Raw genomic sequence first — 22,028 nt, forward strand, 5'->3', positions numbered from 1 at the left:
ACTCAGAGCCGTTCGGAAGGGGCTTGAGTCGCGATGAGTCACGACTCAGGCAGATGTGGAGCCAACTGGTTGAGGGCGACGCCGTGGTAGGTGGCGACCTGTCGGCCGTAGGCGTCGCGGGGGCGGGTGCGGTTGAGCTGGGGGATGACGGAGAGGAGGTTGCGGCCGAAGACCTGCTTGGTGCCGGGCTTCACGCCGTTGTCCTCGGCCCACTCGCGCCAGACCTCCCACAGGGTGTCCACGGGAACCGAGCAGGCGGGCCCGGTGGTGCAGCGTTCGCGGACGAACGCGGACGTGGGGGAGGCGGTGTCGCGCATGGTGGTGATCGCGTCACGGCTGGATGCGGGTTCGGTGATGCGGCGGGTGCGCTGGATGCGGGCGAGACCGTCAAGGGCCCAGTTGAGGATGCCGGGCATCTCGTCGGTCAGGCGGTCGGTGAGGGTGGGGTCTTCCTTGCCGAGCCAGGACACCCGCATGCTGAGCAGGACGAACCGGTTGGCGATGACCCCGGACGAGTCGCCGAAGTGCGGCAGCTCGTTGGACAGGATCATCAGCCGGGAGGGCAGTTTGCCGGTCCACTGCTCGCGGTACTTGCGGTCCACGTCGATGGTGTCGTCACCGGAGATGGTCAGCAGGCGCTCCACGACCTGGGTGTTGTCGTTGCCGGCCAGGCGGGCGTCGGAGATGACCGCCAGGGACTTGCCGACCAGGGTGGAGAGCCCGAAGTTCGTGCCCAGGCCGGCCAGGGTCGGCCCGGCCAGGTTCTCTTTGCCCACCAGGGCCTTGAGCACCCGGGCAATGGTGCCCTTGCCGGAGCGGGAGGGCCCCACGATGAGCAGGATCTTCTGGAGGTCGGTGCGGCCGGAGAGGACGTAGCCGAACCACTCCTGGAGTGCGGTGATGGCGTCGGGGTCGTCGGGCCAGATCTGGGACAGGAAGTGTTCCCAGGTCGGTGCGGTGGCGGTGGGGTCGTAGGCGAAGGGGACGGAGACGAGGTTGAAGAAGCCGGGGGTGTGCGGCAGGAGCGCGCGGTCGCCGATCCTGAGGAGGCCGTTTTCGCACGCCACGATCGGCCCCCCGTCGTCGCTGCCGTCGAGCCACGCGGGGGCGTCGGTGTCGGTCGGCAGCAGGGTGATGGCGCCCAGGGCGTCGAGGAGGTTGCTGATCTTCTGTTTGGTGGGGGCCCAGTCCCGCTCTTCGGTCTCCCCGTCCTTGCCGGGCACCTCATAGACGGCGTGCTCCAAGCGCTCGTACATGTGGGCACGGATCTGGGCGTCGTCCACCTCGCGCCAGCAGGAGCCGTTCCAGCGCATCCAGGAAGCGCGCCAGCGCCGGTAGATGAGCTGTCCGTCCTGGGTTTGCCAGTCGGGCAGCAGGCGGCGGGCGACGGCCATCGGGTTGGTGGGTGCCGGCAGCATCTCGCCGTGCTTCTCGGGGGTGCTCACGCGGCGGCCCTCCTTTCGACGGCTGGCGTGGTGTGTTGGTGGGGGCAGTGGCCGACGGCGACGCGGGTGGTGAGGTCGGCGACGGCACGCCGGCCGCGGGCGCGTTCGTGGTGGCCGCAGGCACAGAGCCAGTCGGCTGCGGGGAACTGTCCGCGGTCCAGGCCGCGCACGGTCAGCCCGGGCGTGATGCCGGCCACGGTGGGCGTGTGCGGGTTCGGGCGTAGAGCTGAAAGGACGCCTTCGGCGACGACCCTTCGGCCGCCCACGCTGGCCCGGGGCGGGCCCTGTTCGGCGTCCTGCGGGCCGTGGCCGGGGTAGGGGCGGGTGGTCATGCTGCCTCCCGTCCGAGGGCTTCACGGAAGCCGCGGGCGACCGCCCGGGCTGCGTAGGGCTCCGGGACGCCAACGGCCACGGCCGCGGCGGTGATCTGGTGGCCGATGGTGGGCAGGTCGCAGGGTCCGGGGCAGGCATGGTGCTGGGCGGCCAGGAATCGGGCCACGCCGAACGCCTGCGATCCCGCCCCCTGCTCGACGCACGCCCGGATCTTCGCCAGGCCGCGGTCGAGTCCGGCCCGGACGTAGGTGGTGGTGTGGCGGCAGCCCGTGGCCACCTTCCGGTCCCACTCGCGTCCGGGGAGGGAAGAGGCCACCGGCGCGCGGGGCGGGGTGGCTTCTTCCCTGGTCACGAGCGCGCGGACGGCGTCGGGCAGGGGCGCGAGGGTGCCGTGGCCGGGGCCGAGGTAGCGGGCGTAGGCCATGAGCGACTTGATGTCCGTGCCGGGCCGCACGCGGTTGGAGGAGCGGGTGGTGCCGCGGTAGATCCAGTGCTCCCCGCGGGTGGAGGCCACGGTGCGGGTCGGGGGCAGAATGGCGCGGGCCCAGGTGACAGCGGCCGGGTTGTCGAGGTCGACGACGGTCAGGCCGGCACCGCCGGGGTGGTAGGCCACCGTCGCGGCCCGTTCCCACGCCGCGACCCAGGCCGGGGAGGTGATGAGGTCGGGGTCGGTGGTGGCGGCGGCCCAGCCGTGGCAGGGGCGGGGGCACTGGCAGGGTCCGGCGTCCAGCATGTTCGGCCGGCCGCCGCACGCCAGGGCGGCGCAGGCCCGGCAGTTGCGGAAAGGCCGCTTGCCTCGGGAGAGGGGCAGTGCGGGAAGCCCGGTCGCGGCCAGGTCGAGGGCGGCGCGCAGCGGGTCGAGGCCGGTTGCTCGCCGGGTGGGGGTGGGTTGGGTCATGCTGGGGTGACCTCCTGGTCAGGTATGGGCGGGGAGGCCGGGGCGACCGCGCATCTTTGGCGAGAGCGGGCGGTCGCCCCGGGCGTACCTACTGGGTGCGGTGCTGGGTGCGGGGTTCGAGCAGGGCGAAGTGGAGGGCGTTCTCGGCCTGCTCGCCGTAGGCGTAGGCGGCGTCCGGCAGTCCGCCGGCCACGTCGAGGGCGTCGTGGAAGAGGCCGGCGTCGTGGTCGGAGAGTTCGGGCTGGTCGCTGAGGTCGTCGGCGAAGTCGCCTGCCTCGTCGCAGCGCAGCATGCGCTGCCGGGCGCTCTCCAGACGCCCGTGGCCGACCCAGCGCTCCAGCCGGGGCATGGCGGGCGGAATGGGGCACAGCTCGTGGGGGATGACGTCGTATCCGTCGGCGGTGCGCTGGATGGCGACGTGAGGCGGCTGGTCGCCGTCCAGGACGCGGAGGAGGGCCCAGGTGGTGCCGTAGGCGTAGCTGTGGGCGGTCCGGCTGTACAGGGTCCGCAGGCGGTCGCGCTGTCCAGCGAGGACGTCGCCGATGGCGAACAGGGCGTGGTCGTGCGGCCGGTACGGCAGGGTGCTGGACGGCTCGCCGGTGAGGGTGACCGCGCCGTCGATGGGGCGGAGGCGTTCCAGGGCGTACTGGTCGCACGCGATGAGCGCCGAGCGGTAGGCGCGCTGTGCTTCACGGGCGGCAGCACCGAGGGCGTAGACGCTGTCGGTCAGCGTCTCGAACCAGGGAAGGGTACGGGTGGTCACGGGGCTCCTTCAGGGGTGGGGGATGGCGTTGGTGACGGCGTCGATGAGGTCGGTGATGGTGTGGTGGGCGTCGGTGTCCGCGAGGTAGAAGCCGAAGAGGACGGCGACGACGGCGGCGCCGATGCCCAGGGCTTTGAAGCGCAGGAGCAGGAGCAGGAGGACGCCGAAGAGGAGGACGAGGGAGAGGGTCACTGCCACGGCAGGGTCTCCTCGTGGGTGGGGGTGGGGCGGGTGCCGGCGGTGTGGAGGCGGCGGGCGTGGTTGGTCAGGCGCCGGCCGATGCGCAGGCGGTAGCGCTTGCCGCGGCAGCGGCGGCAGAGCTTGACCTGCTCGCGTCGCAGGATGCTGCGGGTGGTGCGTATGCCGGTGCCGGAGCAGCGGCGGCACAGGGCGAAGGGCCGCGCGGCACACAACAGTGCGTAACCGGCGGCGGCCAGGAGGATGAGGAGGGTGCTAGCGGTGAGCACAGGGTCCCTTCCCTTGCGTCAGGGCGGTTTTCGGGTGTTGTCGCAGGTGGGCCGCTAGGTACTAGTTGGCTGGTCAACGCCCCTGCGGGGTGCTAGCAGGGGTGCTAGACCTAGCAGCGTGGGGTGCTAGGTCTAGCGGCTCTGCTGGGGTCAGGCGGCGGCCCGATCGGCGTTACGCCGTGTGATGGCGGCGGTGATGTCGGCGCGGACGACGCCGCGTCGGTTCTTGCCCTCGCCGTCGTCGGTGGTGCCCCACACCTGGCCCGTCTTGATGCCCCAGGGCTTCAGGGCGGCGGTGACGTTCTCGCCCTTCCACCCGCCGTAGACCTCGGGGCGCAGGGCGGTCAGGCGGGTGGCGATGCGCTCGCACCACACGGACTTCTCGGTCGCGGCGATGACGTCGAGGACGTCGGCGAGGATGTCGGCCCCGTCGGCCTTCTCGGGGCCCGCTCCGATGGCGTGGCCGGTGACGTTGCCGTAGTCCTCGCGCATCTTCCGGGCCCGGGCGACGACCTGTTCGGCGGCCACGGCGTCCACGAACGCGGAGGCGACGATGCGGGGGTCGTCCCCTTCGCCGGCCATCCAGCAGATGCCGCGGTCGGAGCGGGAGAACATGGTGGCGCGGTAGCCGGCCTTGTACATCGAGGTGCCCAGCACCATGTCGTTGGCGGGCTGCCCCATGACCTTCAGGCAGAAGCGCAGCACCGCGTTGGCGCTGATGCCGGTGGGCAGGGACTTCGCGTCCGGGCGCTGGGTGCCGAAGAGGGTGACGATGCCCAGCGCGGGGCCGCGCTTGACGAGGTCGGTGCAGATTGCCTCGATCTCCTTGCCGTGCTCCTCGTGCTCGAAGGGCACCTGGCACTCATCGAACCCGGCGACGATCGGATGGAGTCCCAGCGTCTTGTCGGAGGCGAGTTCGGCGGTGACCTTCGACTCCGGGCAGCGTGAGCGCGGCAGGCCCTTGATGACCTTCGCCCGGCGCCGCAGCTCCTCCTTCAGCTCCCGCAGCGCGGCCAGAACGTACTCGATGTCCTCGCTCTCCTCACCGGCCCGGTAGCGGTGGCAGACCGGTTCCAGGGCCCCGAAGTCGCCGGTGCCCTTGAAGTCGAAAGCGTGCACCTCAGCGCGGGGGTCGAGCGCGGCGATGAGCAGGAAGAGCCGCATGAGGAACGTCTTGCCCATGCGCGGGATGGAGCCGACGACAACGGAAGCGAACATCAGCGTGACGGCGACGTCGCGCATGCGCTGGTCGTTGCCGAAGACGACCGGGCGGAACAGGTCGACCTGCCCGGATTTCAGCAGCGGCCAGGCCGGCTTCGTCGTCTCGTTCATCGGCTTGTCCCCCACCCACAGCACCAGCCGACCCTCGTGCTCACTCGGGTCGGGGGCCGGCCAGACGCACCCGACCTTGCGGCGCAGGCCGGAGGCCAGGGGCTTGCGGGCCTCCATGATGTCTTCCGGCGTCACGCCGAACGGGAGGTCGAGGTCGGCGCGGTAACCGGGGCCGTCGCGGGTGATCTCGCTGGTGAAGCGCAGGCCGTTCATGTCCCCGCCCTTCTTGATGGCGGCGGAGATCTTGGCGTTGCCGATCGAGTCCAGCCCGCGCAGCACGATCGACCCGGTGAGCTTTTGCACCTCGGTCTTCAGCACGGCCGGGCCGATGACGGGGGCATCCTTCTGCTGCCCGCCCATGCCCAGTAGAAGGACGCCACCGGCTGCGAACGCGTACAGCAGGCCCGGGGCCAGGACGTAGAGCCACAGGGCGAAGCCTGTGCCGAAGACAGCCGCGACCAGCGTCACCAGTCCCCGCAGCCGCACGCGGCCGGCGCGCAGGCGGGCCAGGCGCATGTACTCCTCGACGTCCTCGTTGCGCACGGCGTGGTCGCGCAGCGGGGCAGCCTCCCGGTCCCACACCCACCGCCCCGTAGCGGCGATGAAGCGGCAGGCCCCGCGAGGCGCCATGGAGGCCAGGCGGGCGGCGTAGACGGGGGTGCGCACGCCGTGGAAGAGGGCCGCGTACCCGGCGTTGGCACCGGCGTGGCGGACGGTGGCCAGGAAGTCGCGGCGGTTGGTCAGCCACCCGGCAAGCACCGGCTTGCGGCGCTCGGTGCGGACCTTGGGGTCGGGCAGGTTCGGGTTGTCGACCGCGACCGGCGCCGCGGGCGCCTCGTCGGCGTCGCGCTCGTCGGTGGGCGGGTTGGGGACCGGTCGCAGGCGGGCCGGCTCGGTGTCAGTCATGCTGGTCTCTCCTGCACGTCTCGAAGTGGGCGGTGCGGGCCCGGACCGGCCGGCTTCCTTGGCCGGGGTGCGGCCGGTCCGGGGCGAAGTCAGGCGGCGCGGGTGGCCTTTTCAGCGCGTGCGCGGGCGGCGGCGAGGATGCGGTCCATGGCGCGTTCCAGGTCAGAGCAGTCGACCTGCTCACCGGCGACGGAGCGCTTGGCCATTCGGCCGACGAGGACGGCGATACGGGCCTTCTCGGCGGCGGTCAGGGGCGGGGTGTGCTGGGCCACGGGTGCCTTTCCGGGCCGGGGCTGTCCCGGCTCCCTGCAACCCCGCGACGTGCAGCGTCACGGGGTCACAGGCAACCGGTCAGCCCCGCCGGCGGCGGGAGCGGGTGAGCGTCTTGGCGGCGGCCTCCCCGTCGGGCCCGCCGACCGAGCGCACCACGTGGTGGACGGCCCAAGCGATGCTCACGACGATGAGGGCGATCACGGCCAGGGAGATGGTCACGGTGGTGAGGGCGGCGACCAGCAGCGGACCGAAGTACACCCCGGCGGCCACCGCCCCGGCCCCGACACCGGAGCCGAGGGCGACGCGCTGCACGGTCCGGTCCGGCGGCGCCTGGTGGATGTGCTGGACGACGACCGGGCCCTGCTCGCCCGGGTAGGCGGGCGGCAGGGGTTCGGGCCGGTAGACGGGTGCCTGCGTGGTCGGCGGTATGGGAGTCGGGAGGCGGGTGTTGTCGAACTGGTAGCGGCGAGGCGTGGTCATGACGTCCTCTCGTGGCAGTCACAGAAGCAACCGGCGGTGGTCGGGTTGGTCCGGTCCTGGGCACCGCCCCGGCCCGGGTGGGTCGGGGCGGCACGCGGGGCCGTCAGCCGCGGCGGGGGTAGGTGTGGCCGTCGGGCGGATACGGGAAGCCGTGCGCGGACCTCACGCAGCCCGTGAGGATCACGTCCTCAAAGTCGTCGCGGGTGTCGGGGTCGGGCCGGTCCTCCAGGGCCTCCAGGAGCCGCACGGTCCGGTCGAAGTCGTCGTCTCGTGTCTCGCGGCGGCGGAACACGGGGTCACCTCCCCGTCTTCTGCAGCTCGTGGGTGTGGCACAGGACGGGGCCGATCAGCCAGCCGACGGCGCGGACCGTCCAGCGGCCCTCGGTCAGGGGGCCGGGCGGGACCTCGTCGACGATCCGGCCGGTGCGGCCGGCCGCACGCGGGTCGTCCTGGCAGGAGGTGATGAGCACCTCGTCGTTGGCGTTGAACATGCGGTCTCCTCAGAGGGCGGCGTTGACGGTGTGGCGGGCGGTCTCGGCGGCGGCGACCTTCGCTGCGGAGTGGAAGCGCGGGGTGTCGCCCTTGCGCCGACGGGGCGGGACGGGCTTCTTCCGCAGGCCCTTCTTCGCCTTGTCGTCGGCAGGGGGGACTTGGGTCGCGACCTGCGGCTTTTCCCGCCGCAGCGGCACGACGTTCCCGGCGTCGGGAAGCACCCATTGGCGGCTGGGGAGCCCTGCGCGGATACGTCGGGCGATGGCTTCGGCGTCGAAGGTGCGCGCCTCAGCCAGCCGTGTGGATGCGGCCCCTGCGCGGCGTTCCAGGCGGGCGGTCAGGCCCGGTTCGGGGGCGCCGTGGACGACCTCCCACGCACGCGTCCACGCCTGCTCGGCGCTCAGCGAGCCGTAGGGGGCAGCGGAGACCAGACGACGCGCGACCCGCGCGACCGCGCGGTGGTGGCGGCGGCGCCGGGCGGTGTGCCGGCGGCGGTCCCGGGCATCTTCGTCGTGGGCGGCCAGGGTGGTCACCCACTGCCGGATCTCGAAGACCAGCGGGCCCAGCACCGTCACCGCGGCCAGCCCCCACCCGGCCGCGTGCGCACTGGACGCCGACAGGCCGTGCGGGCCGTCGGCCAGGGAGAGGCCGTAGCCGTAGTTGATGGACGCGGCGAAGGCGGCGCACGCGGCGACCAGGGCCCGCAGCAACCACCGCACCCAGGCGGGAGCCTGGCGGGCGTCAGCGAAGGCGACACCGGCGGCCATCACCCACGCCGCCCCCTCCAACGCCAGCGGGAGGGGCAGCAGGATGGGGGAGATGGCCACGAAGTGCATGACCTGCGCGGGCAGGGACGCCAGGCCGGAGGTGGTGACCAGGGCGAGGGTGCCGTTGCGGTAGATCCGCTCCGGCGTCAACGCCTGAGCGCGCCGCTCGGCCCGCTCCGCCCGCCGCTGCTGCTTCGCCTCCCGCTCCGCAGCACGGTCGGCCCGCTCCTGGTCCCGCAGGCGGGCGCGGCGTTCGTCGGCGGCGCGCTGCCGCTCCGCGCGCCGCTCCTCGGCCGCCGCGGCGTCCTGACGCCGCTGCTCGGCCTCAGCGGCGCGGTCGGCCCGCAGTTCCTGACGGTAGGTACTCACGACTGCCTCCGCATCTGCTGGGTGTGCAGCAGCCACCCGGCGAACTGGGTGACGGCGCCGATGAGGAGCAGGGCCCGCCAGACGGCCCCGTCGCTCAGCAGGCGCAGGCCGGTGCCCAGCAGCAGGAGCAGGGAGCCGACCACGATCAGCAGCAGCGCGGGCCCCGAGGGGATTGGGGTGTGGTTCATGCCGCCTCCCCCGCGCCACCCGGGTGGTTGACCAGCCTGCGGCGGGAGGCCTGCTCCCCGGGGAGTCCGGTGAGTGTGGCGATCTCGGCGCCGGTGAGGCGGCCCTGGGCGGTCATCGCGCGGGCCACGGTGGAGATCTGCGGCCACAGGCGGACGACCTTGCGGCGGGCCATGCCCTGGGCCTGTCCCCAGGACTTGCCGCCGTCGGGGACGTGGTCGCGTCCCAGGCGGTAGCCCGCACTGGCCAGCAGGTCGACGGCTTGTTCGCGGTCGTGGTCGGAGGCGCAGGCGGCGGCCCGCTCCGGCGTCCACAGTCCGTGCGTCATGAGGTAGTGGCAGTGGGCGATCTCCCCGGCGGCGGCCTGGGCGGCGATGTGCCAGGGAGAGACCTCGGCGCCGTCCGGGACTCCCCACTGGGTGTTGCCCGTGACGAACCAGTCGTCGCCCTCGGTCCAGGCGGTGACCTCGCTGTGGAGGACGTGCATGCCGTAGCTCATCAGCAGCACCGTGTGGCCGGCTTCGTGGAAGGCCAGGCCCATCCGGGCCTGCTCGTAGGCGAGCGGCATGCGCAGTACGGCCCGCGGGCGGCCGGTGTGGTCGGCCAGGTACTCCGGGGAGGGCGTATCGGTCCTCATGCGGCGCCCCCCGACTGGGCAGCGGTGCGGGTGGCCAGGTCGCGGCGCTCGGCCAGCACCCGGCGGCGGGCCCGGCGCAGGCGCCGGGCGTCGACCTCATTCGGGACGCGGTCCAGGGCGGTGATCTGGGCGTCGAGCAGGTCGACCTCGGCGAGGATGAGCGGCAGCTCCACCTCGATCGCGTCGAGCTGAGCGGCGGTGGGCTCCTCGTCGGCCGGGGCGACCGTAACGGAGCGGAGGTGGGTGGCGATGGTCTTCATTGGGTCCCCTTCAGCGAGGAACGGCCCAACAAGCAACCCCCGGTGCTAGATCCACCGGGGGTTGCGCCGTTCCGGAAACGGTTCAGGTCAGAACAGGTAGGGCTGCGGCCGGTGCCCCGGGCACAATGCGATCCGGCGCCGGGACGGCTGGACGAGGGCTGAATACCGGGTCAGGCGGGCGTGATGTCGCGGGCGCTGACGATGTGGTCGCGTGTGATGTGGCCGCTGTCCATGGCGATACGGACGTCACCGCAGCTGAGGTGCTCAAGGACGGTGACCCGTCGGCCGTCCTTGAGGCGGTACTGGTCGGTCTGTGCGGTGGGAGTGGTCGCGGCCTTGCGCTTGGTCTTGCCGAACATGGCGGGGTCCTCTCACGGATGCAACGGCTGAGCAGCGGCCCCGGGATGCACCCCGGGGCCGTGGCCGTTGTTGCGAACAGCTCAGATCAGGTGCAGGTCGGGCCCGGCGTTTGGAGCGTCGGGCCCGTGTGTTCGTGTGTGTGGTCAGTGCTTGGGCTGCTTGAAGCCGTGGGCCTTCAGCCGGCGGATGTCGTTGAGGGTGTCCAGTTCTCGGTCGACGGCCTGGCGCATGTAGTCGGCCTTGACCTGGTTACCGGCGGCCTGGGCGTCATTGGCCTTCGCCTGTGCCTGGGAGGCGACGGTGCGGGCGTTGTCCTCGCTGATCGGGGTGCTGCCCCTGTAGTGGTCGCGCGGCCAGATGCCCATGTCAGGACTCCGTTCGGTGGTCAGTGCAGGAGGGGGCGGGGTGGCTCACTTGCGGAAGTCGCGGGAGATGCCGCCGTGGTGGTCGCCCTCGATGACGGTCATGCCCTTGCCGGTGAAGGTGCGGCGGCCGGTGTCCTGGCGGCCCGAGGTGGTGTCGCCGTCGTGGATGTCGCCGTTCAGGGCGATGGGTCCCTGGGAGTCGGAGATGACGGTCCCGATGTCGCCGCTGTAGTTGCCGGTGACGGTGATGCGCTTGCCCATGTCTGTCTGCTCCTTGGGTGAGGCGGCCCGGTAGTGGCCGCAGTGCCCCGGGCCGGAGTCGATCCGGCGCCCTCGCGGCTGGTCGCCGGGGCGGAAGCACAGGTGAGGTTCGAAGGTCAGGCGGCCAGCGCGGTGGCGGCCTCAGTGACCAGGCGGTCGGCGGCGACCAGGGCGGCGTCGCGCTGGTCGGCCAGAGCACGGGCGGTCTCAGCGCGGCGCATGTCGTAGGTGGCCTGCGCCGCGGCCTGCGCAGTGGCGGCCAGGGCCGGAATGAGGAGGGTCACGGTCAGCAGCGGCGCGGTCAGTGCCGAACGCGTCTCGTGACTGGCGGCCCGGGCCGCGGTGTAGGCGTCGCTGGGGCCGTTCAGGGCCAGGTCTTCGCGCACCCACATCGCCCGGCGGTGATCGGCCAGAGCGGAGACCAGGGCGGTGACGGCGGCGAGCTGTTCGCTCCGACGGGTCTCGGCGCGAGCTTCGGCCCGCTCAGCGCGGGCGGCGCGGTGCTGGAGTAAGTAGGAGAGGGCGGCGCCGGCGAGAGTGCCGATCACAGCGATGATGCTGCTGAGCATGACGATGGTCCTTTCGGAAGGCGGGTCAGATCCGGTGCTCCGGCTCCCCGCGCTCCCGTCCGTACGGCGCCGGTCGAAGCCGGGCCGGACGGGCGGGAGAGGCAGCCGGCCGCCGCCAGGCCGGAAGCGTGTTGGGCGGCGGATGACACAGGCGGGCGTCGTCACGCGTACCGGTCCGGTACGGGCAACGCCCCGATATGGCGTCGGTGCACGTCTCCTCCTGACGAAAGAGCAGGACCGCCGTTGGTCCAGGTGGCGGTGACCCGACGGCACTGGCCCCCGTGGGGCGGTGCCGCTCTCCAGAAGTTCGAGGCTGGTGCCTCCTCCGCTCGTGACAGCGGTTCGCCGGCGTCCGGGATGTGACCCCCATCTGCGTAGGTCCAGGGCCTGGATGTCCCTGCCTGACCTCCCGTTTTCCGGTCCGGGTGACCTGTGTGTTGTTGCCGCCTTGCCGTTGACAAGGCGGTACGGAGGCTGGAAGTCCCCGCCTGCTCAGCGATACATGCTGAGCATGTATCTCAAGATGACGTGCTTCTTGCGAGGTGTCAAGCTCTCCCTCGAAGTTGAGCGCGTCGCCCTGATGTGGCTTCAGCATGCGGTGGAGGGGCGGGACGAAGTGACCACGTCCCTGGACGACTTGGGACGTCCTGAGTACGGTCACGAGTGGTGACTACGTCCCTAGACGTCCCTGGGGGTGGGATGGCGAATGAACGCCTTCGCTCGGCCATGCTGAGCAAGGGGATTGATGCGAGTGGCCTGGCCGAACAGTGCGGCGTAGACCCGAAGACTGCCGAGCGATGGATCACCAGTGGGCGCGCGCCCTATCGGCGCCACCGCCTGAAGGTTGCGGCGCTACTGCGGGAGGACGAGGGCTACCTGTGGCCGGACGGCCTGCCGGATGGGCAGCGCAAGGATGCCGCGGACGCGGAGGTTCTGAAGGTCTACCCGCACCGGAGCTACGTTCCGCCCGGACTGTGGTTGGAGCTCTTCGGTCGGGCTGAACGCGAGATTGGCGTTCTGGTGCACGCGGGTGTCTTCCTGGCCGAGAATCCGAGGTGGATTCAACTCCTACGAATGAAGTCTGCGACAGGCGTCAAGGCGCGCATCCTTCTCGGGGATCCCGATAGCCCTGAGATCGCCCGAAGAGGGAAAGAGGAAGAGATCGGGGAGGGTGTCGCCTACAAGGTGCGTGAAGTGATGAAGCTTTACCGGCCTTTGTATGGCGTCGAAGGTGTCGACTTCCGGCTTCACCGGTCGACGTTGCACAACTCGCTTTACCGGGCCGACGATGAATGGCTTGTCAATACACAGGTCTATGGTGTAAGCGCCCCGTACACGCCAGTCTTGCATCTGCGGAAGGTGGCCGGTGCTCAACTCGCTTCCACCTATGCGCAGAGCTTCGAGAGGGTATGGGAAGGGGCGGTTCCGTTGGAGGGAAGAGTGTGAGCCGCAAGGACTATTTCGATGACCCTGCCGCCCCGACTGCGACACGGATCGTGCCGGCCGTTACGGCGTTCGTGCAGGACGAGGCGGGCCGAGTCCTGATGGAGCGGCGGTCCGACAACGGTCGCTGGGGTATGCCCGGCGGGGTGCAGGAAATCGGCGAGAACATCAGTGAGACCGTCGTCCGGGAAGTGGCCGAGGAGACGGGCATCAAGGTCGAAGTGACGGGCCTCGTTGGCATTTTTACCGACCCTGGGCATGTCATTGAATTCGCGGACGGGGAAGTTCGTCAGGAATTCTCTCTCTGCTTCCGGGCCCGTCCGCTGTCCGGAGAGGTGTCGGTCAGCAGTGAATCGCTTGAGGTGCGATGGATCACTCCGGAAGAACTGCTGAACCTTGACGTCTCGCCGACGACCTACCGCCGCCTCATGGAGGGGATTAAATCGTCGGCGCTCCCCGTCATCAGCTAGCTTGCGAGAGCGTTGAGAGGCGTTCCCGAACTCGCGCTACCATGTCTAGGAGATGGGGTCGAGCAGTCGATACGGCCCGGAACACCACGTGCTCCGGGCCGTATCGCTTTAGTACCTCGTCAAGGCGGTCCTCCGGGTCCACCGGGTGGCCGTCCGGGCTGCTGCTCAAGTCGCAGTAGGTGATGGCGTCCACCAGGGCCCCGGAGACGGGTACGAAGGCGTTCAGGCGGTCAGATAGGCCGAGTTCCGCCGCCTCCCATGGAGAGGAGGTGTGCAGGGCGACGATCGTGCACAGGCGGGCCTCGGCGCCGACGCTCTGAAGGTAGAGGCCTCCATCGATCATGTGTTGCCGAGTGTCGATCGCCGCCTCCGCATAGCCCACGTCGTGGGCGATGGCGGCCGCCGCCAACAGGTCAGCGTCTTCCCCCAAGATGGGAGCGAGGCTCACGGCGGTCCGGTAGACCTGCTGTGAGTGGGCCCAGCGCGTCGGCAGGCTCTCGGCAAGCAGTCCCTCGGCCAGGCCGTAGGCCCACGTGATCAGGTCCATGAAGTCACCTCTCGTCTGGTGCCGCTCGTACGACTCTGCCCACGCCCTGGCGAGACTCAACGTGGCCAGCCGCTTCGAGGGTGGCAAGGGCCCGTTGCACGGTGCCCCGAGACACCCCGTGCTGTTCTGCGAGCTGATTCTCAGAGGGCAAGCGGTCCCCGATGCTCAGTCGGCCGTCGCGGATCTGCTCGGCGATGTCGTTGCGGATCCGCTCGTAGGGTGCTCCCGGCGGTGTGCCGGCGACGACCCTCCGGCCGATCCCCGGCGCGGACTCGATCAGCCCTTCTGACTCCAGTGCTGCGAGGGCGCGCCGGACCGTCGTCCGCGCGATGGTGAACTCTTCCGCAATGGCCGCCTCGGAGGGGAGTCGCTCGGTGATGACCCCGTTCGTGATGCGCTCCCTCAGAGCTTGGGCCACCTGAAGGTAGGTTCCGCGTGGACTGGATCGTGGCACCGACAACTCCTCTGCCGTCTTGTGGTTCCGCGTCCAGTTCAGTTTTGCACCTGATGTGGGTACCTCCCGTGCCTGTTCCTCTTGTCGGGTCAGCCGCGCGGTCGCGGCCGTCCCGGGGGCCCGTGGACGACCTGTGGACGGCAGGAGCGTCGCGGGTCTTCTGCTGGTGCTCCCGCGCTGGTCAGGCTGGGGTTCTGGCGACCGCATGGCGGGGACTGTAAATCTGCCGGCTCAGCCTTCCCAGGTTCGAATCCTGGCGCCGCCACAGGATGTGGAAACCCCTTCCTCCCTGCTGAAACAGCGGGTAGGGAGGGGTTTCTCGCTCTTCCCGGGCAGCGCTTACGGGGCCCGGGCGAAAAGTGCGTCCTATGCCTCCTTGTCCCGGCACGGAGAAGATCGCGGGGCCGGTGCCTCCCCCAGGTGCGCCCCCGCTGTTCCCTCAGCCCGTCGGCGTCACAGGCGCCTCGGTGAGAGGGTCGGCGTGGCCTTGGAGACAGGGGCCGGCGGTTCGGGCCGAGGTGGGGGTGCCGTACGGAGAGCCCGCCTCGGGGCCGTCACACAGACGATCGCAACGGGGCGGGAGGCGCGGGTGGCGCGGTCCGCGTAGTGAGCCGACGCCCGCAAACCGCCCGCAATCCACCTGCAAACCGTCCGCGAACCCTGTGCAGTTACTCCTTCGTGACAGTCCGGGCTCATGGTGGTCATCTGGAGCGACCAGGTTGAGTTGCCATGCACTCGGCACGACAGCGGTCCTCCGCACTCCCCACCGGCAGCACCGCGGCCGTTCGCCGCGGCGGCCGCCGGCGCCGGTCCTCCCACCGCCGGGGACGTCCGCGCCGCCGGAGCCTGCTGCTCGGCACGCTGGTGACCGTCGGCCTGCTGGGTCTGGCGACGTACTTCCTGGGAGGCGGACGCAGCGTCGCCGTCAGCGGCGCACCGCGCCGGCCGAGCGCGCACCTCGCCCCCACGCCCCTCACGTCACCCAGCCCCGCGGCCACACCCACCCCGACACAGTCGCCCACTCCCGCCCCGAGCCGGACCAGGACCGAGACCAAGCCCAAGATCGATGTTCCGCCTACGGGCAGCGGGACGTTCGTCACCGCGAAGGCCAGTGGCGCGACAGTGGGCAGCGGCTCCCATCCGCTGCGCTACGTCGTGGAGGTCGAGGCCGGCCTGGAGGTCTCGCCGTCCCAGGCGGCGCAGGAGATCGCCGGGATACTCGCCGCGCCGCGGGGCTGGACCCACGATCCGGACCACGCGTTCCAACTGGTGAGCGCGGGAGCGCCGCACGACCTCACGGTGAAGATCGCGACAGCGGGGACGGCGGACTCCCTGTGCTGGGCGGGCATCCACCAGGACACCGGAGGCGAGTACAACTGCGAGGTCCCCGGCGGGGTGGTGGTGAACCTCAAGCGCTGGGTCGAGGGCTCGCCGACCTTCGACGGACCGATCCACGACTACCGGGCGCTGATCATCAACCACGAGATGGGGCACTTCCTCGGCCACTCGCACGTGACCTGCCCCGGCCCCGGACAACTGGCTCCCGTGATGATGCAGCAGATCAAGGGCCTGCACGGGTGCGTCGCCAACGCCTGGCCCTACGACAAGAACGGTGACTTCGTCACCGGGCCGCCCGTGTGACCCGGTCCGACCGCTCACCCGCGGCCGTGGTCCGGCGTGTCGTCCGGTGCCCCGGCGCGGGCCCGGCCGCGGTGGGCGGCGGGAGGCTCCGGAACCCGCAGCGCCAGCAGCACCACGTCGTCCCCGGCCTCGTGCCCGGCCAGCTCGTCCGCCAGGTGGGTGACCAGCTCCGTCAGCGGCAGAGCCCTCGCACGGCCCAGGAGCGTGGCGGCGCGGTCGATGCTCTCGTCGATGTCACCGCCGGGGCGCTCGACGAGGCCGTCGGTGTAGAGCAGCAGGGTGGAGCCGAAGGGCAGCAGCCGTTGCCGTGCGGTGCGTGAGGTCGGCGGCAGGTCCGGGTGGAGGAGCCGGTCGTGCGGCAGCAGGCGCTCGACCCGGCCGTCCGGCAGCGACAGCAGTGGCGGCGGGTGCCCGGCGTTGGTGTAGGTCAGACGCCAGCCGTCGGCCACCGTCGCCAGGTGCGCGTGGACCAGCGAACCGCTGGCCGACAGCGGGAGGGTGGCGCAGGCGGACTCCAGCGCGTCCAGGGCACGGGCCGGGCTCAACCCGCCGTGGTCGACGTCGGCCTGGCGAAGCATGCTGCGCAACTGCCCCATGACGGTGGCCGCGTGCAGGTCGTGGCCGGTGATGTCGCCGACGGTAACCGCGAGTTGGGTGTCGCTGGCCGTGTCCGCGTCCGTGGGCTCGGCCGCAGGCGCGGACTGCGGGCCGTGCACGCGGTAGGCGTCGTACCAGTCGCCGCCGACCATCTCCTCCCGGGCGGCCGGGCGGTAGACGGCCGCCAGCTCCAGGCCCTCGACCTCCGGCAACTCGGTGAGCATCGCCTCCTGCAGCCGGCGCGAGACACTGATCCGGTCCTCGACGTACTGCGCGCGTTCCACCGCCTGGGCGGTGTAGCCGGCGACGGACGAGAGCACCGCCCGCTCCTGGACATCGACCGGGTGGGGACTGTCCCAGCCCAGCACCAGGCAGCCCAGCGTTCCCCGGGTGCCCAGCAGCGGCACGCCGACAGCCGCTTCGAGGCCGAGCGAGTCGAACCCCGCCACGGCCTCCGCCCCGTACCCGTCCACCAGCGTCCTGCGGTCGGGCACCACCACCATGCGCCGGGTACGGACCGCCTCGGCCGTGGGCCAGCCCGACTCCAGCGTGTACGTCGGGTGGTCGGTCTCCAGCGGGAACGCCTGGTCCGGGTCGCCGACGCGGACCAGCCGGGTGTCCTCCGTCAGCGCCAGGCCGACGTAACTGGGGTTCAGGCCCCCGCTCACCACGTCCCGCAGTGCCCGGCGCACGTCCTGGAGCCCCGCCGCGTCCCCCAGCTCGGCCGCCGCCCGCAGCAGCAGTTCCGAACGCCGCAGGGCGGTCTCGGCCGTCGCCTGGGAGTGCTCGGCCCGCTCCCGCGCCTCGGCGGCCAGCAGCTCGGAGCGACCGGAGTGGAGCGTGGCGATGCGCAGGTGCAGTTCGGCGCTGCACGCCGCCGCCAGGTCGCAGAGGTCGCTGAGCTCCTGCTCCGTCCACTGCCGGGGTTTGGTGTCGATGGCGCACAGGGAGCCGAGGGTGTGGCCGCGCGGGTCGGTCAGCGGCACGCCGGCGTAGGCCACCACACCGAGGTCGTGGATGGCCTCGCTGAGACGGGTCCTGGCGTCCTCCCGGACGTCGGGCAGGACCAGAGGCCGCCCGGAGGCGGTGACGTGCATGCACAGGGAGTGGCTCAGCGGCGTGGTACGGGTGGAGGCCCACGGCTCGGCCAGGCCCACCATGCCGGGGAAGACCTGGTGGTCCCGCTCCACCATCGACACCAGGGCCACCGGGGTGCCCAGGATCCGCGACACCAGCCGCGTGAAGCGGTCCATGCCCGGGTCGGGACTCGCCGACAGGCCCGCCTCGTGCAGCGCCGCCAGCCGTTCCGCGTCGTTCAGCGCGACGGCCCGCTCGGCGCCCGGCGGCACCAGGGCCCGGTCGGCCTCCGCCGGCACCTCCGGCGGAGGCGGACCCGGCCACGCCCCGGCTCCCGGCAGGGGCCCGTCACCGGGGCCCCCGGCCCCAGGCCCGGCCCCGCCGGGACACCGCCGCCCGTCCGCCTCTTCCCGCGACATCACTCCTCCGGCCTCCACCGCGTGGTCCGTCCGCCGCAACGCGGGGGAGCGTGCACGGCCCCGGGCGACCGGCTCCCCGGGGAGGAGTACCCCGCCGGGGCCGCTCCTTGCGCCGGGCTGCTCCGGTCGGCGGCGCGGCCGTCCGGAACCGGGGCCGCCGCCAGGTCACGTTCTCCGGCTCAGCCCGCCGCCACGACCGTCCGCACCGCCTCGGTCACCGGTACCTCGCCGCCGACCAGCTCCAGCGTCATACCGGCCGTGCGCGGCTCGTCCAGCAGCGCGAGGAGCACGGCCGCCACGTCGTCACGGGTGACGTCCGAGCGCCCGGTCGAGCGCGCGAGGCGCACCCGCCCGGTGCCGGGCTCGTCGGTGAGGCGGCCGGGGCGCAGGATCGTCCAGTCCAGGCCGGACCGGGACCGGACGTCCTCGTCGGCCGCGGCCTTGGCGCGCAGGTAGGCGGCGAAGACCGGATCGGTGCCCTCCGGCGGCTCGCGGTCGGTGCCCATCGCCGAGACGACAAGGAAGCGCCGCACGCCGGCCGCCTCGGCCGCATCCGCGAAGAGGGCGGCCGCCGCCCGGTCGACGGTCTCCTTGCGCTCCACGCCGCTGCCGGGTCCGGCGCCGGCGGCGAACACCGCGGCGTCGGCGCCCTCCAGGTGCCGGGTGAGGTCACCGGCGGTCGCCGTCTCCAGGTCGCACACCACCGGTTCGGCACCGGCGGACAGCAGATCGCCCGCCTGCTCGGGGCGGCGGACCACCCCCGCCACCTCGTCACCGCGCCCGGCGAGCAACCGCTCCAGCCGGAGCGCGATCTGACCATGTCCTCCTGCGATCACGATGCGCATGATCCCGACCGTACGCCTGCCCCGGCACCGGGCGCGCGCCGTGCGCCCCGCCCGGCAGCTCGCGGGTGCGCTGACGGGCCGGGGGAGCGGCCCGCCTCAGCGCTGGGACTGGCGCGGCAGGTCCAGCGCCGCGGTGGTGGCGGAGTCGCAGTACTCCCGCACCGCGCTGGTACGGGCGACCACCCGGCCCTGGTGGACCACCACGCGGCTGTACGCCAGGGACAGCGCGGAGCTCAGCCGGTCGCCCCGGACGGCCAGCAGTTCCGCGGGGAAGCCGGCCTCGACCCGGACCTCCGGCAGCCCCATCGCCGCCCGTGCCTGAGAGCAGACCATGCCGAACGCCTCCTCCGGGGAGGCCTCGCCGAGGGAGGCCAGCAGGTAGGCCGCCTCCAACGGGTCCCCGCGGCCGACCGGGTTGGCGGCGTCCCGCAGTGCGCCGCTGCCCGCCGCCACCCGCACCCCGGCCGCACGCAGCAACCGGACGGGGGCGCTCCGGGCCGGCCGGGCTCCGCCCTCCAGCCCCGAGCAGTCCCCCTGGGGCAGGCAGACCACCGTGATGCCGGCCGCCGCCAGCTGCTCAGCGGTACGCCCGGCCACCGCCTCCGGCAGCCGGGCCAGGCCGCCGCCCGGCCCGAGGGCCACGCCCGGCCGCAGCCCTCCCGCCATGGCGGCGATGCGGGTCAGGCGCACCGGGTCGGCCGCGTCGGTGTGCAGGTCCACGGCGCAACCGTGCTCGGCGGCCACCTGGAGGACCGCCTCCACGTACCCGATCGGGTCGGGGTCGAGGTCGGGACAGCCGCCCACGACGCTCGCCCCCATCTCCACCGCGTCGCGCAGCAGCGCCAGCCCCTCGGCGCCGGCCGAGCCGGTGAGCAGCCTGGGCACGGCGACCGGGGTGAGGTCCACCAGGCCGTGCAGGGAGCGCCGGGCCTGGATCACGGCCTGGAGCGAGAGCAGGCCCGTCACGTCCCCGATCCGCACGTGGGAGCGGACCGCCGTCGCCCCGTGGCCCAGGTGGAGCAGCGCCGCCTCGGTGGTGCGGCGGCGGACCTCGGCGAGCGAGGTGCCCGGGGAGTCGTCGCCGGCCGTCAGCGCGGTGTCGCAGTGGGCGTGGGGTTCCGCCGGTGCGGGCAGGAGCAGGTACCCGGCCAGGTCCACCCGGGCGCCCCGGGAGGCGAGGCTGCCGGCGGTGCCCACCGCCTCGATGCGGCCGTGGCCCAGTGTGACGTCGACGGTGCGGCCGTCGGCCAGGCGGGCGCCGCACAGCACCAGCGACGATCCGTCGGACCGGGCGGCACCGGAGGCCTGTCCTGAGCCACCGTCGGGGTTCTTCGGCTGCGGCTGACTGCTGTCGGACATCGTGCTCCTACTCAGTGCCGGGCGTGATCACGCAGCGTCTCGAAGAGTAGGGCGCGCACAGTGGCGCCCGGCGCAGGAGGCATTTGTCGTACCGGCGTGGTGCGCCGGAGCGCCCGAGCGGCGGAACGCAGCCCTCCGCAGCGCTGACCTGGGACGGGTGCGGAGTCTGGGCCGGGTGGGGACCGCCGGGGCGGCCGGGAGGGGTGCCCTGGTCGAGGGGCGGCGCGGCCCCCGGGACGCCGCGGATACGGATTTCACGTTTCGCGGCGGGCCGTGTAATGTCTTCATCGCTCGCCCCAATAGCTCAGTCGGCAGAGCGTCTCCATGGTAAGGAGAAGGTCTACGGTTCGATTCCGTATTGGGGCTCTGGTGCACGACTCCCGTCGCAAGACGGGGTTCGAGGCATCGCAGCGGTGTAGCTCAGTCGGTAGAGCAAGCGGCTCATAATCGCTGTGTCACCGGTTCAAGTCCGGTCACCGCTACTGACGGTAGCCGATTGCGGGCTCAGTCCTTCAATCGGCTACTCTATTCTGCGTTCATATCATCAACCCGTCCGTCGAGGAGCACTCACGTGGCTGCCACTGACGTCCGCCCGAAGATCACGCTGGCCTGCGTGGAGTGCAAGGAGCGGAACTACATCACCAAGAAGAACCGGCGTAACGACCCGGACCGCCTGGAGATGAAGAAGCACTGCCCGCGCTGCAACGCGCACACCGCGCACCGCGAAACGCGCTGAAAAGGCTCGTCGTCGAGGCCGTCCCCACTCTGGGGGCGGCCTCGCGTCGTTCCTGACGCCGGCCGGTCCGGTCCGCCCCCGGGGCGCACCGTCCACCGCCGGGCGGCAGGGACACCCGGCCACGGCGCCGTCCGGAGCCGGACGGCGCCGCCCCGCAGATATTGGAGGTTGCGAGCGGATGGCGCTCGACCAGTCCTTTGTCGGACGGACCTACCCGCCCACCGAACCCTACGAGGTGGGCCGGGAGAAGATCCGCGAGTTCGCCGCGGCGATCGGCGACGAGAACCCCGCCTACACCGACGTCGAGGCGGCGAAGGCCCTGGGCCACCCTGACCTGGTCGCCCCGCCCACCTTCGCCTTCACCCTCAGCTACCGCGCCGTGGCACAGGTCGTCACCGACCCCGAGTTCGGCTTCGACCACACCCGCCTCGTCCACGGCGGCCAGCGGTTCGTCTACACCCGTCCGGTGCGCGCCGGCGACCGGCTGACGGTGACCTCCACCGTCGAGTCCGCCCGCACCATGGCGGGCAACGACATCATCGACGTCCGCGGCGACGTCCACGACGCGCTGGGCGAACACGTCGTCTCGGCGTACACCAAGCTGGTGGCCCCGGCCTCCGGGGAAGGGAGCTGAGATGGCCGCCCAGGTCTCCTACGAGGACGTCGAGGTCGGCACCGAGCTGCCGGCGCAGACCTTCCCCGTCCGGCGCGACACCCTGGTGCGCTACGCCGGTGCCTCCGGCGACTTCAACCCGATCCACTGGAGCGAGCGCATCGCCCAGCAGGTCGGGCTGGACGGCGTCATCGCCCACGGCATGTTCACCATGGCCGAGGCCGCCCGCGTGGTGACCGACTGGGCGGGCGACCCCGGCTCGGTCGTCGAGTACGGCGTGCGCTTCACCCGGCCGGTCGCGGTCCCCGACGACGACACGGGTGTGACCGTCGAGGTCAGCGGCAAGGTCGCGGCCAAGGACGACGAGGCGCGCACCGTCCGCGTCGACCTCACCGCCACCAGCGGCGGCGAGAAGGTGCTGGGCATGTCCCGCGCCACCGTCCGCCTGGCCTGACTCCGAGGGCTGCGGGCCCGGCCCGCAGCCTCCCGGTGACGAGCGGCACGCCGCCTGCCTCCGCCACGGTTCCACCGGTTCGGGTGAGGCGGGGCGCTCCACCTCGCCTCACCCGGCCGGCCACGCGCCGGGTCCGCCCGCCGCCGCCTGAGGTGCGGGCCGCGCCCCGGGCGGAGGCGGGTCGCCGTCCCGGTCAGGAGGCGCCCGCGC

The 22,028-nt window shown here is 72.2% G+C and carries 30 protein-coding genes and 3 tRNA genes; 9 read left to right on the forward strand and 24 right to left on the reverse strand.

From position 1 onward, the window contains the following. Positions 1-38 precede the first annotated feature (38 nt). The 19 genes from ACFV3R_RS06585 to ACFV3R_RS06675 form a co-directional block, all read right to left on the reverse strand. On the reverse strand, positions 39-1,445 hold the full coding sequence (locus ACFV3R_RS06585; protein WP_385576556.1) for a phage/plasmid primase, P4 family: 1,407 nt from the start codon (positions 1,443-1,445) through the stop codon (positions 39-41). Beyond that, positions 1,442-1,777 (reverse strand): hypothetical protein, encoded by a 336-nt coding sequence (locus tag ACFV3R_RS06590; RefSeq protein WP_385576559.1) that lies wholly within the window; start codon positions 1,775-1,777, stop codon positions 1,442-1,444. Before ACFV3R_RS06590 ends, ACFV3R_RS06585 begins: the two co-directional genes overlap by 4 nt. Continuing rightward, positions 1,774-2,676, reverse strand: coding sequence for a DNA primase (locus tag ACFV3R_RS06595; RefSeq protein WP_385576562.1), 903 nt, complete (start codon positions 2,674-2,676; stop codon positions 1,774-1,776). Before ACFV3R_RS06595 ends, ACFV3R_RS06590 begins: the two co-directional genes overlap by 4 nt. 88 nt (positions 2,677-2,764) lie before the next feature. After that, positions 2,765-3,439 (reverse strand): hypothetical protein, encoded by a 675-nt coding sequence (locus tag ACFV3R_RS06600; RefSeq protein WP_385576565.1) that lies wholly within the window; start codon positions 3,437-3,439, stop codon positions 2,765-2,767. A gap of 9 nt (positions 3,440-3,448) precedes the next feature. Then, positions 3,449-3,637: a hypothetical protein gene (locus ACFV3R_RS06605; RefSeq protein WP_385576568.1), complete on the reverse strand. Its 189-nt coding sequence runs from the start codon at positions 3,635-3,637 to the stop codon at positions 3,449-3,451. Beyond that, complete coding sequence (locus tag ACFV3R_RS06610; RefSeq protein WP_385576571.1) at positions 3,628-3,906, reverse strand: hypothetical protein; 279 nt, start codon at positions 3,904-3,906, stop codon at positions 3,628-3,630. The genes ACFV3R_RS06605 and ACFV3R_RS06610 overlap by 10 nt, the downstream gene beginning before the upstream one ends. Positions 3,907-4,056: 150 nt before the next feature. Then, positions 4,057-6,144 carry a cell division protein FtsK gene (locus ACFV3R_RS06615; protein ID WP_385576574.1) on the reverse strand — a complete coding sequence of 696 codons (2,088 nt, stop codon included), beginning with the start codon at positions 6,142-6,144 and terminating at the stop codon, positions 4,057-4,059. Positions 6,145-6,233: 89 nt separating this feature from the next. Next, entirely contained in the window at positions 6,234-6,416 is a 183-nt protein-coding gene (locus tag ACFV3R_RS06620) for a DUF6257 family protein (protein ID WP_385576577.1), read from the reverse strand. Between the two features lie 79 nt (positions 6,417-6,495). Then, complete coding sequence (locus ACFV3R_RS06625; RefSeq protein WP_385576580.1) at positions 6,496-6,897, reverse strand: DUF6251 family protein; 402 nt, start codon at positions 6,895-6,897, stop codon at positions 6,496-6,498. Positions 6,898-7,000: 103 nt separating this feature from the next. Next, positions 7,001-7,189, reverse strand: a complete 189-nt coding sequence (locus tag ACFV3R_RS06630; protein ID WP_385576583.1) for a hypothetical protein — start codon at positions 7,187-7,189, stop codon at positions 7,001-7,003. A 4-nt stretch (positions 7,190-7,193) separates the two neighbouring features. Then, on the reverse strand, positions 7,194-7,388 hold the full coding sequence (locus ACFV3R_RS06635; RefSeq protein ID WP_385576586.1) for a hypothetical protein: 195 nt from the start codon (positions 7,386-7,388) through the stop codon (positions 7,194-7,196). A 9-nt stretch (positions 7,389-7,397) separates the two neighbouring features. Next, complete coding sequence (locus ACFV3R_RS06640) at positions 7,398-8,525, reverse strand: hypothetical protein (RefSeq protein WP_385576589.1); 1,128 nt, start codon at positions 8,523-8,525, stop codon at positions 7,398-7,400. Beyond that, positions 8,522-8,713, reverse strand: coding sequence for a hypothetical protein (locus ACFV3R_RS06645; RefSeq protein ID WP_385576592.1), 192 nt, complete (start codon positions 8,711-8,713; stop codon positions 8,522-8,524). Before ACFV3R_RS06645 ends, ACFV3R_RS06640 begins: the two co-directional genes overlap by 4 nt. Further along, positions 8,710-9,348, reverse strand: coding sequence for a hypothetical protein (locus ACFV3R_RS06650; protein ID WP_385576595.1), 639 nt, complete (start codon positions 9,346-9,348; stop codon positions 8,710-8,712). Before ACFV3R_RS06650 ends, ACFV3R_RS06645 begins: the two co-directional genes overlap by 4 nt. Then, positions 9,345-9,608, reverse strand: a complete 264-nt coding sequence (locus tag ACFV3R_RS06655) for a DUF6284 family protein (protein WP_385576598.1) — start codon at positions 9,606-9,608, stop codon at positions 9,345-9,347. The genes ACFV3R_RS06650 and ACFV3R_RS06655 overlap by 4 nt, the downstream gene beginning before the upstream one ends. A 170-nt stretch (positions 9,609-9,778) precedes the next feature. Next, positions 9,779-9,967 carry a hypothetical protein gene (locus tag ACFV3R_RS06660; protein ID WP_385576601.1) on the reverse strand — a complete coding sequence of 63 codons (189 nt, stop codon included), beginning with the start codon at positions 9,965-9,967 and terminating at the stop codon, positions 9,779-9,781. Between the two features lie 144 nt (positions 9,968-10,111). Then, entirely contained in the window at positions 10,112-10,333 is a 222-nt protein-coding gene (locus ACFV3R_RS06665; protein ID WP_385576604.1) for a hypothetical protein, read from the reverse strand. Positions 10,334-10,378: 45 nt separating this feature from the next. Then, complete coding sequence (locus tag ACFV3R_RS06670; protein ID WP_385576607.1) at positions 10,379-10,594, reverse strand: hypothetical protein; 216 nt, start codon at positions 10,592-10,594, stop codon at positions 10,379-10,381. 116 nt (positions 10,595-10,710) lie between these two features. Then, the gene (locus ACFV3R_RS06675; RefSeq protein WP_385576610.1) at positions 10,711-11,163 is read right to left on the reverse strand and encodes a protein kilB; all 453 of its coding nucleotides are present in this window, start codon (positions 11,161-11,163) and stop codon (positions 10,711-10,713) included. A gap of 699 nt (positions 11,164-11,862) precedes the next feature. Between ACFV3R_RS06675 and ACFV3R_RS06680 the strand changes: the two genes are divergently transcribed. After that, positions 11,863-12,609: an XRE family transcriptional regulator gene (locus ACFV3R_RS06680; protein ID WP_385576613.1), complete on the forward strand. Its 747-nt coding sequence runs from the start codon at positions 11,863-11,865 to the stop codon at positions 12,607-12,609. Beyond that, positions 12,606-13,076, forward strand: coding sequence for an NUDIX hydrolase (locus ACFV3R_RS06685; protein WP_385576616.1), 471 nt, complete (start codon positions 12,606-12,608; stop codon positions 13,074-13,076). The genes ACFV3R_RS06680 and ACFV3R_RS06685 overlap by 4 nt, the downstream gene beginning before the upstream one ends. Here ACFV3R_RS06685 and ACFV3R_RS06690 read toward each other — a convergent pair. Both ACFV3R_RS06690 and ACFV3R_RS06695 read right to left on the reverse strand, forming a co-directional pair. Further along, the gene (locus tag ACFV3R_RS06690) at positions 13,069-13,623 is read right to left on the reverse strand and encodes an HD domain-containing protein (RefSeq protein ID WP_385576619.1); all 555 of its coding nucleotides are present in this window, start codon (positions 13,621-13,623) and stop codon (positions 13,069-13,071) included. The genes ACFV3R_RS06685 and ACFV3R_RS06690 overlap by 8 nt on opposite strands. Before the next feature lie 4 nt (positions 13,624-13,627). Next, a complete protein-coding gene (locus ACFV3R_RS06695; RefSeq protein WP_385576622.1) occupies positions 13,628-14,041 on the reverse strand; it encodes a GntR family transcriptional regulator in 414 nt (137 codons plus the stop codon). Positions 14,042-14,261: 220 nt separating this feature from the next. On the opposite strand from ACFV3R_RS06695, the gene ACFV3R_RS06700 reads away from it, so the two are divergent. Together ACFV3R_RS06700 and ACFV3R_RS06705 are read left to right on the forward strand one after the other, a co-directional pair. After that, positions 14,262-14,342 (forward strand) — tRNA-Tyr (locus ACFV3R_RS06700). Between the two features lie 464 nt (positions 14,343-14,806). Continuing rightward, positions 14,807-15,718 (forward strand): DUF3152 domain-containing protein, encoded by a 912-nt coding sequence (locus ACFV3R_RS06705; protein ID WP_385576625.1) that lies wholly within the window; start codon positions 14,807-14,809, stop codon positions 15,716-15,718. Between the two features lie 14 nt (positions 15,719-15,732). Here ACFV3R_RS06705 and ACFV3R_RS06710 read toward each other — a convergent pair whose 3' ends face one another. From ACFV3R_RS06710 to ACFV3R_RS06720, 3 genes are all read right to left on the reverse strand, one after another. Next, a complete protein-coding gene (locus ACFV3R_RS06710; RefSeq protein ID WP_385576629.1) occupies positions 15,733-17,691 on the reverse strand; it encodes a SpoIIE family protein phosphatase in 1,959 nt (652 codons plus the stop codon). A 299-nt stretch (positions 17,692-17,990) separates the two neighbouring features. Beyond that, positions 17,991-18,656, reverse strand: a complete 666-nt coding sequence (locus ACFV3R_RS06715) for an NAD(P)H-binding protein (RefSeq protein ID WP_385576632.1) — start codon at positions 18,654-18,656, stop codon at positions 17,991-17,993. A 96-nt stretch (positions 18,657-18,752) separates the two neighbouring features. Beyond that, positions 18,753-20,015 (reverse strand): amidohydrolase family protein, encoded by a 1,263-nt coding sequence (locus ACFV3R_RS06720; protein ID WP_385576635.1) that lies wholly within the window; start codon positions 20,013-20,015, stop codon positions 18,753-18,755. Positions 20,016-20,308: 293 nt separating this feature from the next. Here ACFV3R_RS06720 and ACFV3R_RS06725 point away from each other — a divergent pair. From ACFV3R_RS06725 to ACFV3R_RS06745, 5 genes are all read left to right on the forward strand, one after another. Next, positions 20,309-20,381, forward strand: a tRNA-Thr gene (locus tag ACFV3R_RS06725). Positions 20,382-20,424: 43 nt separating this feature from the next. Beyond that, a tRNA-Met gene (locus tag ACFV3R_RS06730) sits at positions 20,425-20,497 on the forward strand. Positions 20,498-20,586: 89 nt separating this feature from the next. After that, positions 20,587-20,751 (forward strand): 50S ribosomal protein L33, encoded by a 165-nt coding sequence (gene rpmG / locus ACFV3R_RS06735; protein ID WP_004571794.1) that lies wholly within the window; start codon positions 20,587-20,589, stop codon positions 20,749-20,751. Between the two features lie 178 nt (positions 20,752-20,929). Further along, entirely contained in the window at positions 20,930-21,385 is a 456-nt protein-coding gene (locus ACFV3R_RS06740) for a MaoC family dehydratase N-terminal domain-containing protein (RefSeq protein ID WP_385576638.1), read from the forward strand. A 1-nt stretch (position 21,386) separates the two neighbouring features. Further along, entirely contained in the window at positions 21,387-21,818 is a 432-nt protein-coding gene (locus ACFV3R_RS06745) for a MaoC family dehydratase (RefSeq protein WP_385576641.1), read from the forward strand. The last annotated feature ends 210 nt before the right edge of the window (positions 21,819-22,028 follow it).

Source organism: Streptomyces sp. NPDC059740 (assembly GCF_042733155.1).
In the GTDB taxonomy this organism is placed as follows: domain Bacteria; phylum Actinomycetota; class Actinomycetes; order Streptomycetales; family Streptomycetaceae; genus Streptomyces.

Bases quoted from the DNA above. Each gene is read 5' to 3' on its own strand.
- ACFV3R_RS06655 (WP_385576598.1), bottom strand. From the start codon at position 9,608: ATGAAGACCATCGCCACCCACCTCCGCTCCGTTACGGTCGCCCCGGCC.
- ACFV3R_RS06625 (WP_385576580.1), bottom strand. From the start codon at position 6,897: ATGACCACGCCTCGCCGCTACCAGTTCGACAACACCCGCCTCCCGACT.
- ACFV3R_RS06740 (WP_385576638.1), top strand. From the start codon at position 20,930: ATGGCGCTCGACCAGTCCTTTGTCGGACGGACCTACCCGCCCACCGAA.
- ACFV3R_RS06705 (WP_385576625.1), top strand. From the start codon at position 14,807: ATGCACTCGGCACGACAGCGGTCCTCCGCACTCCCCACCGGCAGCACC.
- ACFV3R_RS06690 (WP_385576619.1), bottom strand. From the start codon at position 13,623: ATGGACCTGATCACGTGGGCCTACGGCCTGGCCGAGGGACTGCTTGCC.
- ACFV3R_RS06670 (WP_385576607.1), bottom strand. From the start codon at position 10,594: ATGGGCAAGCGCATCACCGTCACCGGCAACTACAGCGGCGACATCGGG.
- ACFV3R_RS06595 (WP_385576562.1), bottom strand. From the start codon at position 2,676: ATGACCCAACCCACCCCCACCCGGCGAGCAACCGGCCTCGACCCGCTG.
- ACFV3R_RS06615 (WP_385576574.1), bottom strand. From the start codon at position 6,144: ATGACTGACACCGAGCCGGCCCGCCTGCGACCGGTCCCCAACCCGCCC.
- ACFV3R_RS06680 (WP_385576613.1), top strand. From the start codon at position 11,863: ATGGCGAATGAACGCCTTCGCTCGGCCATGCTGAGCAAGGGGATTGAT.
- ACFV3R_RS06675 (WP_385576610.1), bottom strand. From the start codon at position 11,163: ATGCTCAGCAGCATCATCGCTGTGATCGGCACTCTCGCCGGCGCCGCC.
- ACFV3R_RS06660 (WP_385576601.1), bottom strand. From the start codon at position 9,967: ATGTTCGGCAAGACCAAGCGCAAGGCCGCGACCACTCCCACCGCACAG.
- ACFV3R_RS06635 (WP_385576586.1), bottom strand. From the start codon at position 7,388: ATGTTCAACGCCAACGACGAGGTGCTCATCACCTCCTGCCAGGACGAC.
- ACFV3R_RS06650 (WP_385576595.1), bottom strand. From the start codon at position 9,348: ATGAGGACCGATACGCCCTCCCCGGAGTACCTGGCCGACCACACCGGC.
- ACFV3R_RS06745 (WP_385576641.1), top strand. From the start codon at position 21,387: ATGGCCGCCCAGGTCTCCTACGAGGACGTCGAGGTCGGCACCGAGCTG.
- ACFV3R_RS06720 (WP_385576635.1), bottom strand. From the start codon at position 20,015: ATGTCCGACAGCAGTCAGCCGCAGCCGAAGAACCCCGACGGTGGCTCA.
- ACFV3R_RS06590 (WP_385576559.1), bottom strand. From the start codon at position 1,777: ATGACCACCCGCCCCTACCCCGGCCACGGCCCGCAGGACGCCGAACAG.
- ACFV3R_RS06645 (WP_385576592.1), bottom strand. From the start codon at position 8,713: ATGAACCACACCCCAATCCCCTCGGGGCCCGCGCTGCTGCTGATCGTG.
- ACFV3R_RS06665 (WP_385576604.1), bottom strand. From the start codon at position 10,333: ATGGGCATCTGGCCGCGCGACCACTACAGGGGCAGCACCCCGATCAGC.
- ACFV3R_RS06715 (WP_385576632.1), bottom strand. From the start codon at position 18,656: ATGCGCATCGTGATCGCAGGAGGACATGGTCAGATCGCGCTCCGGCTG.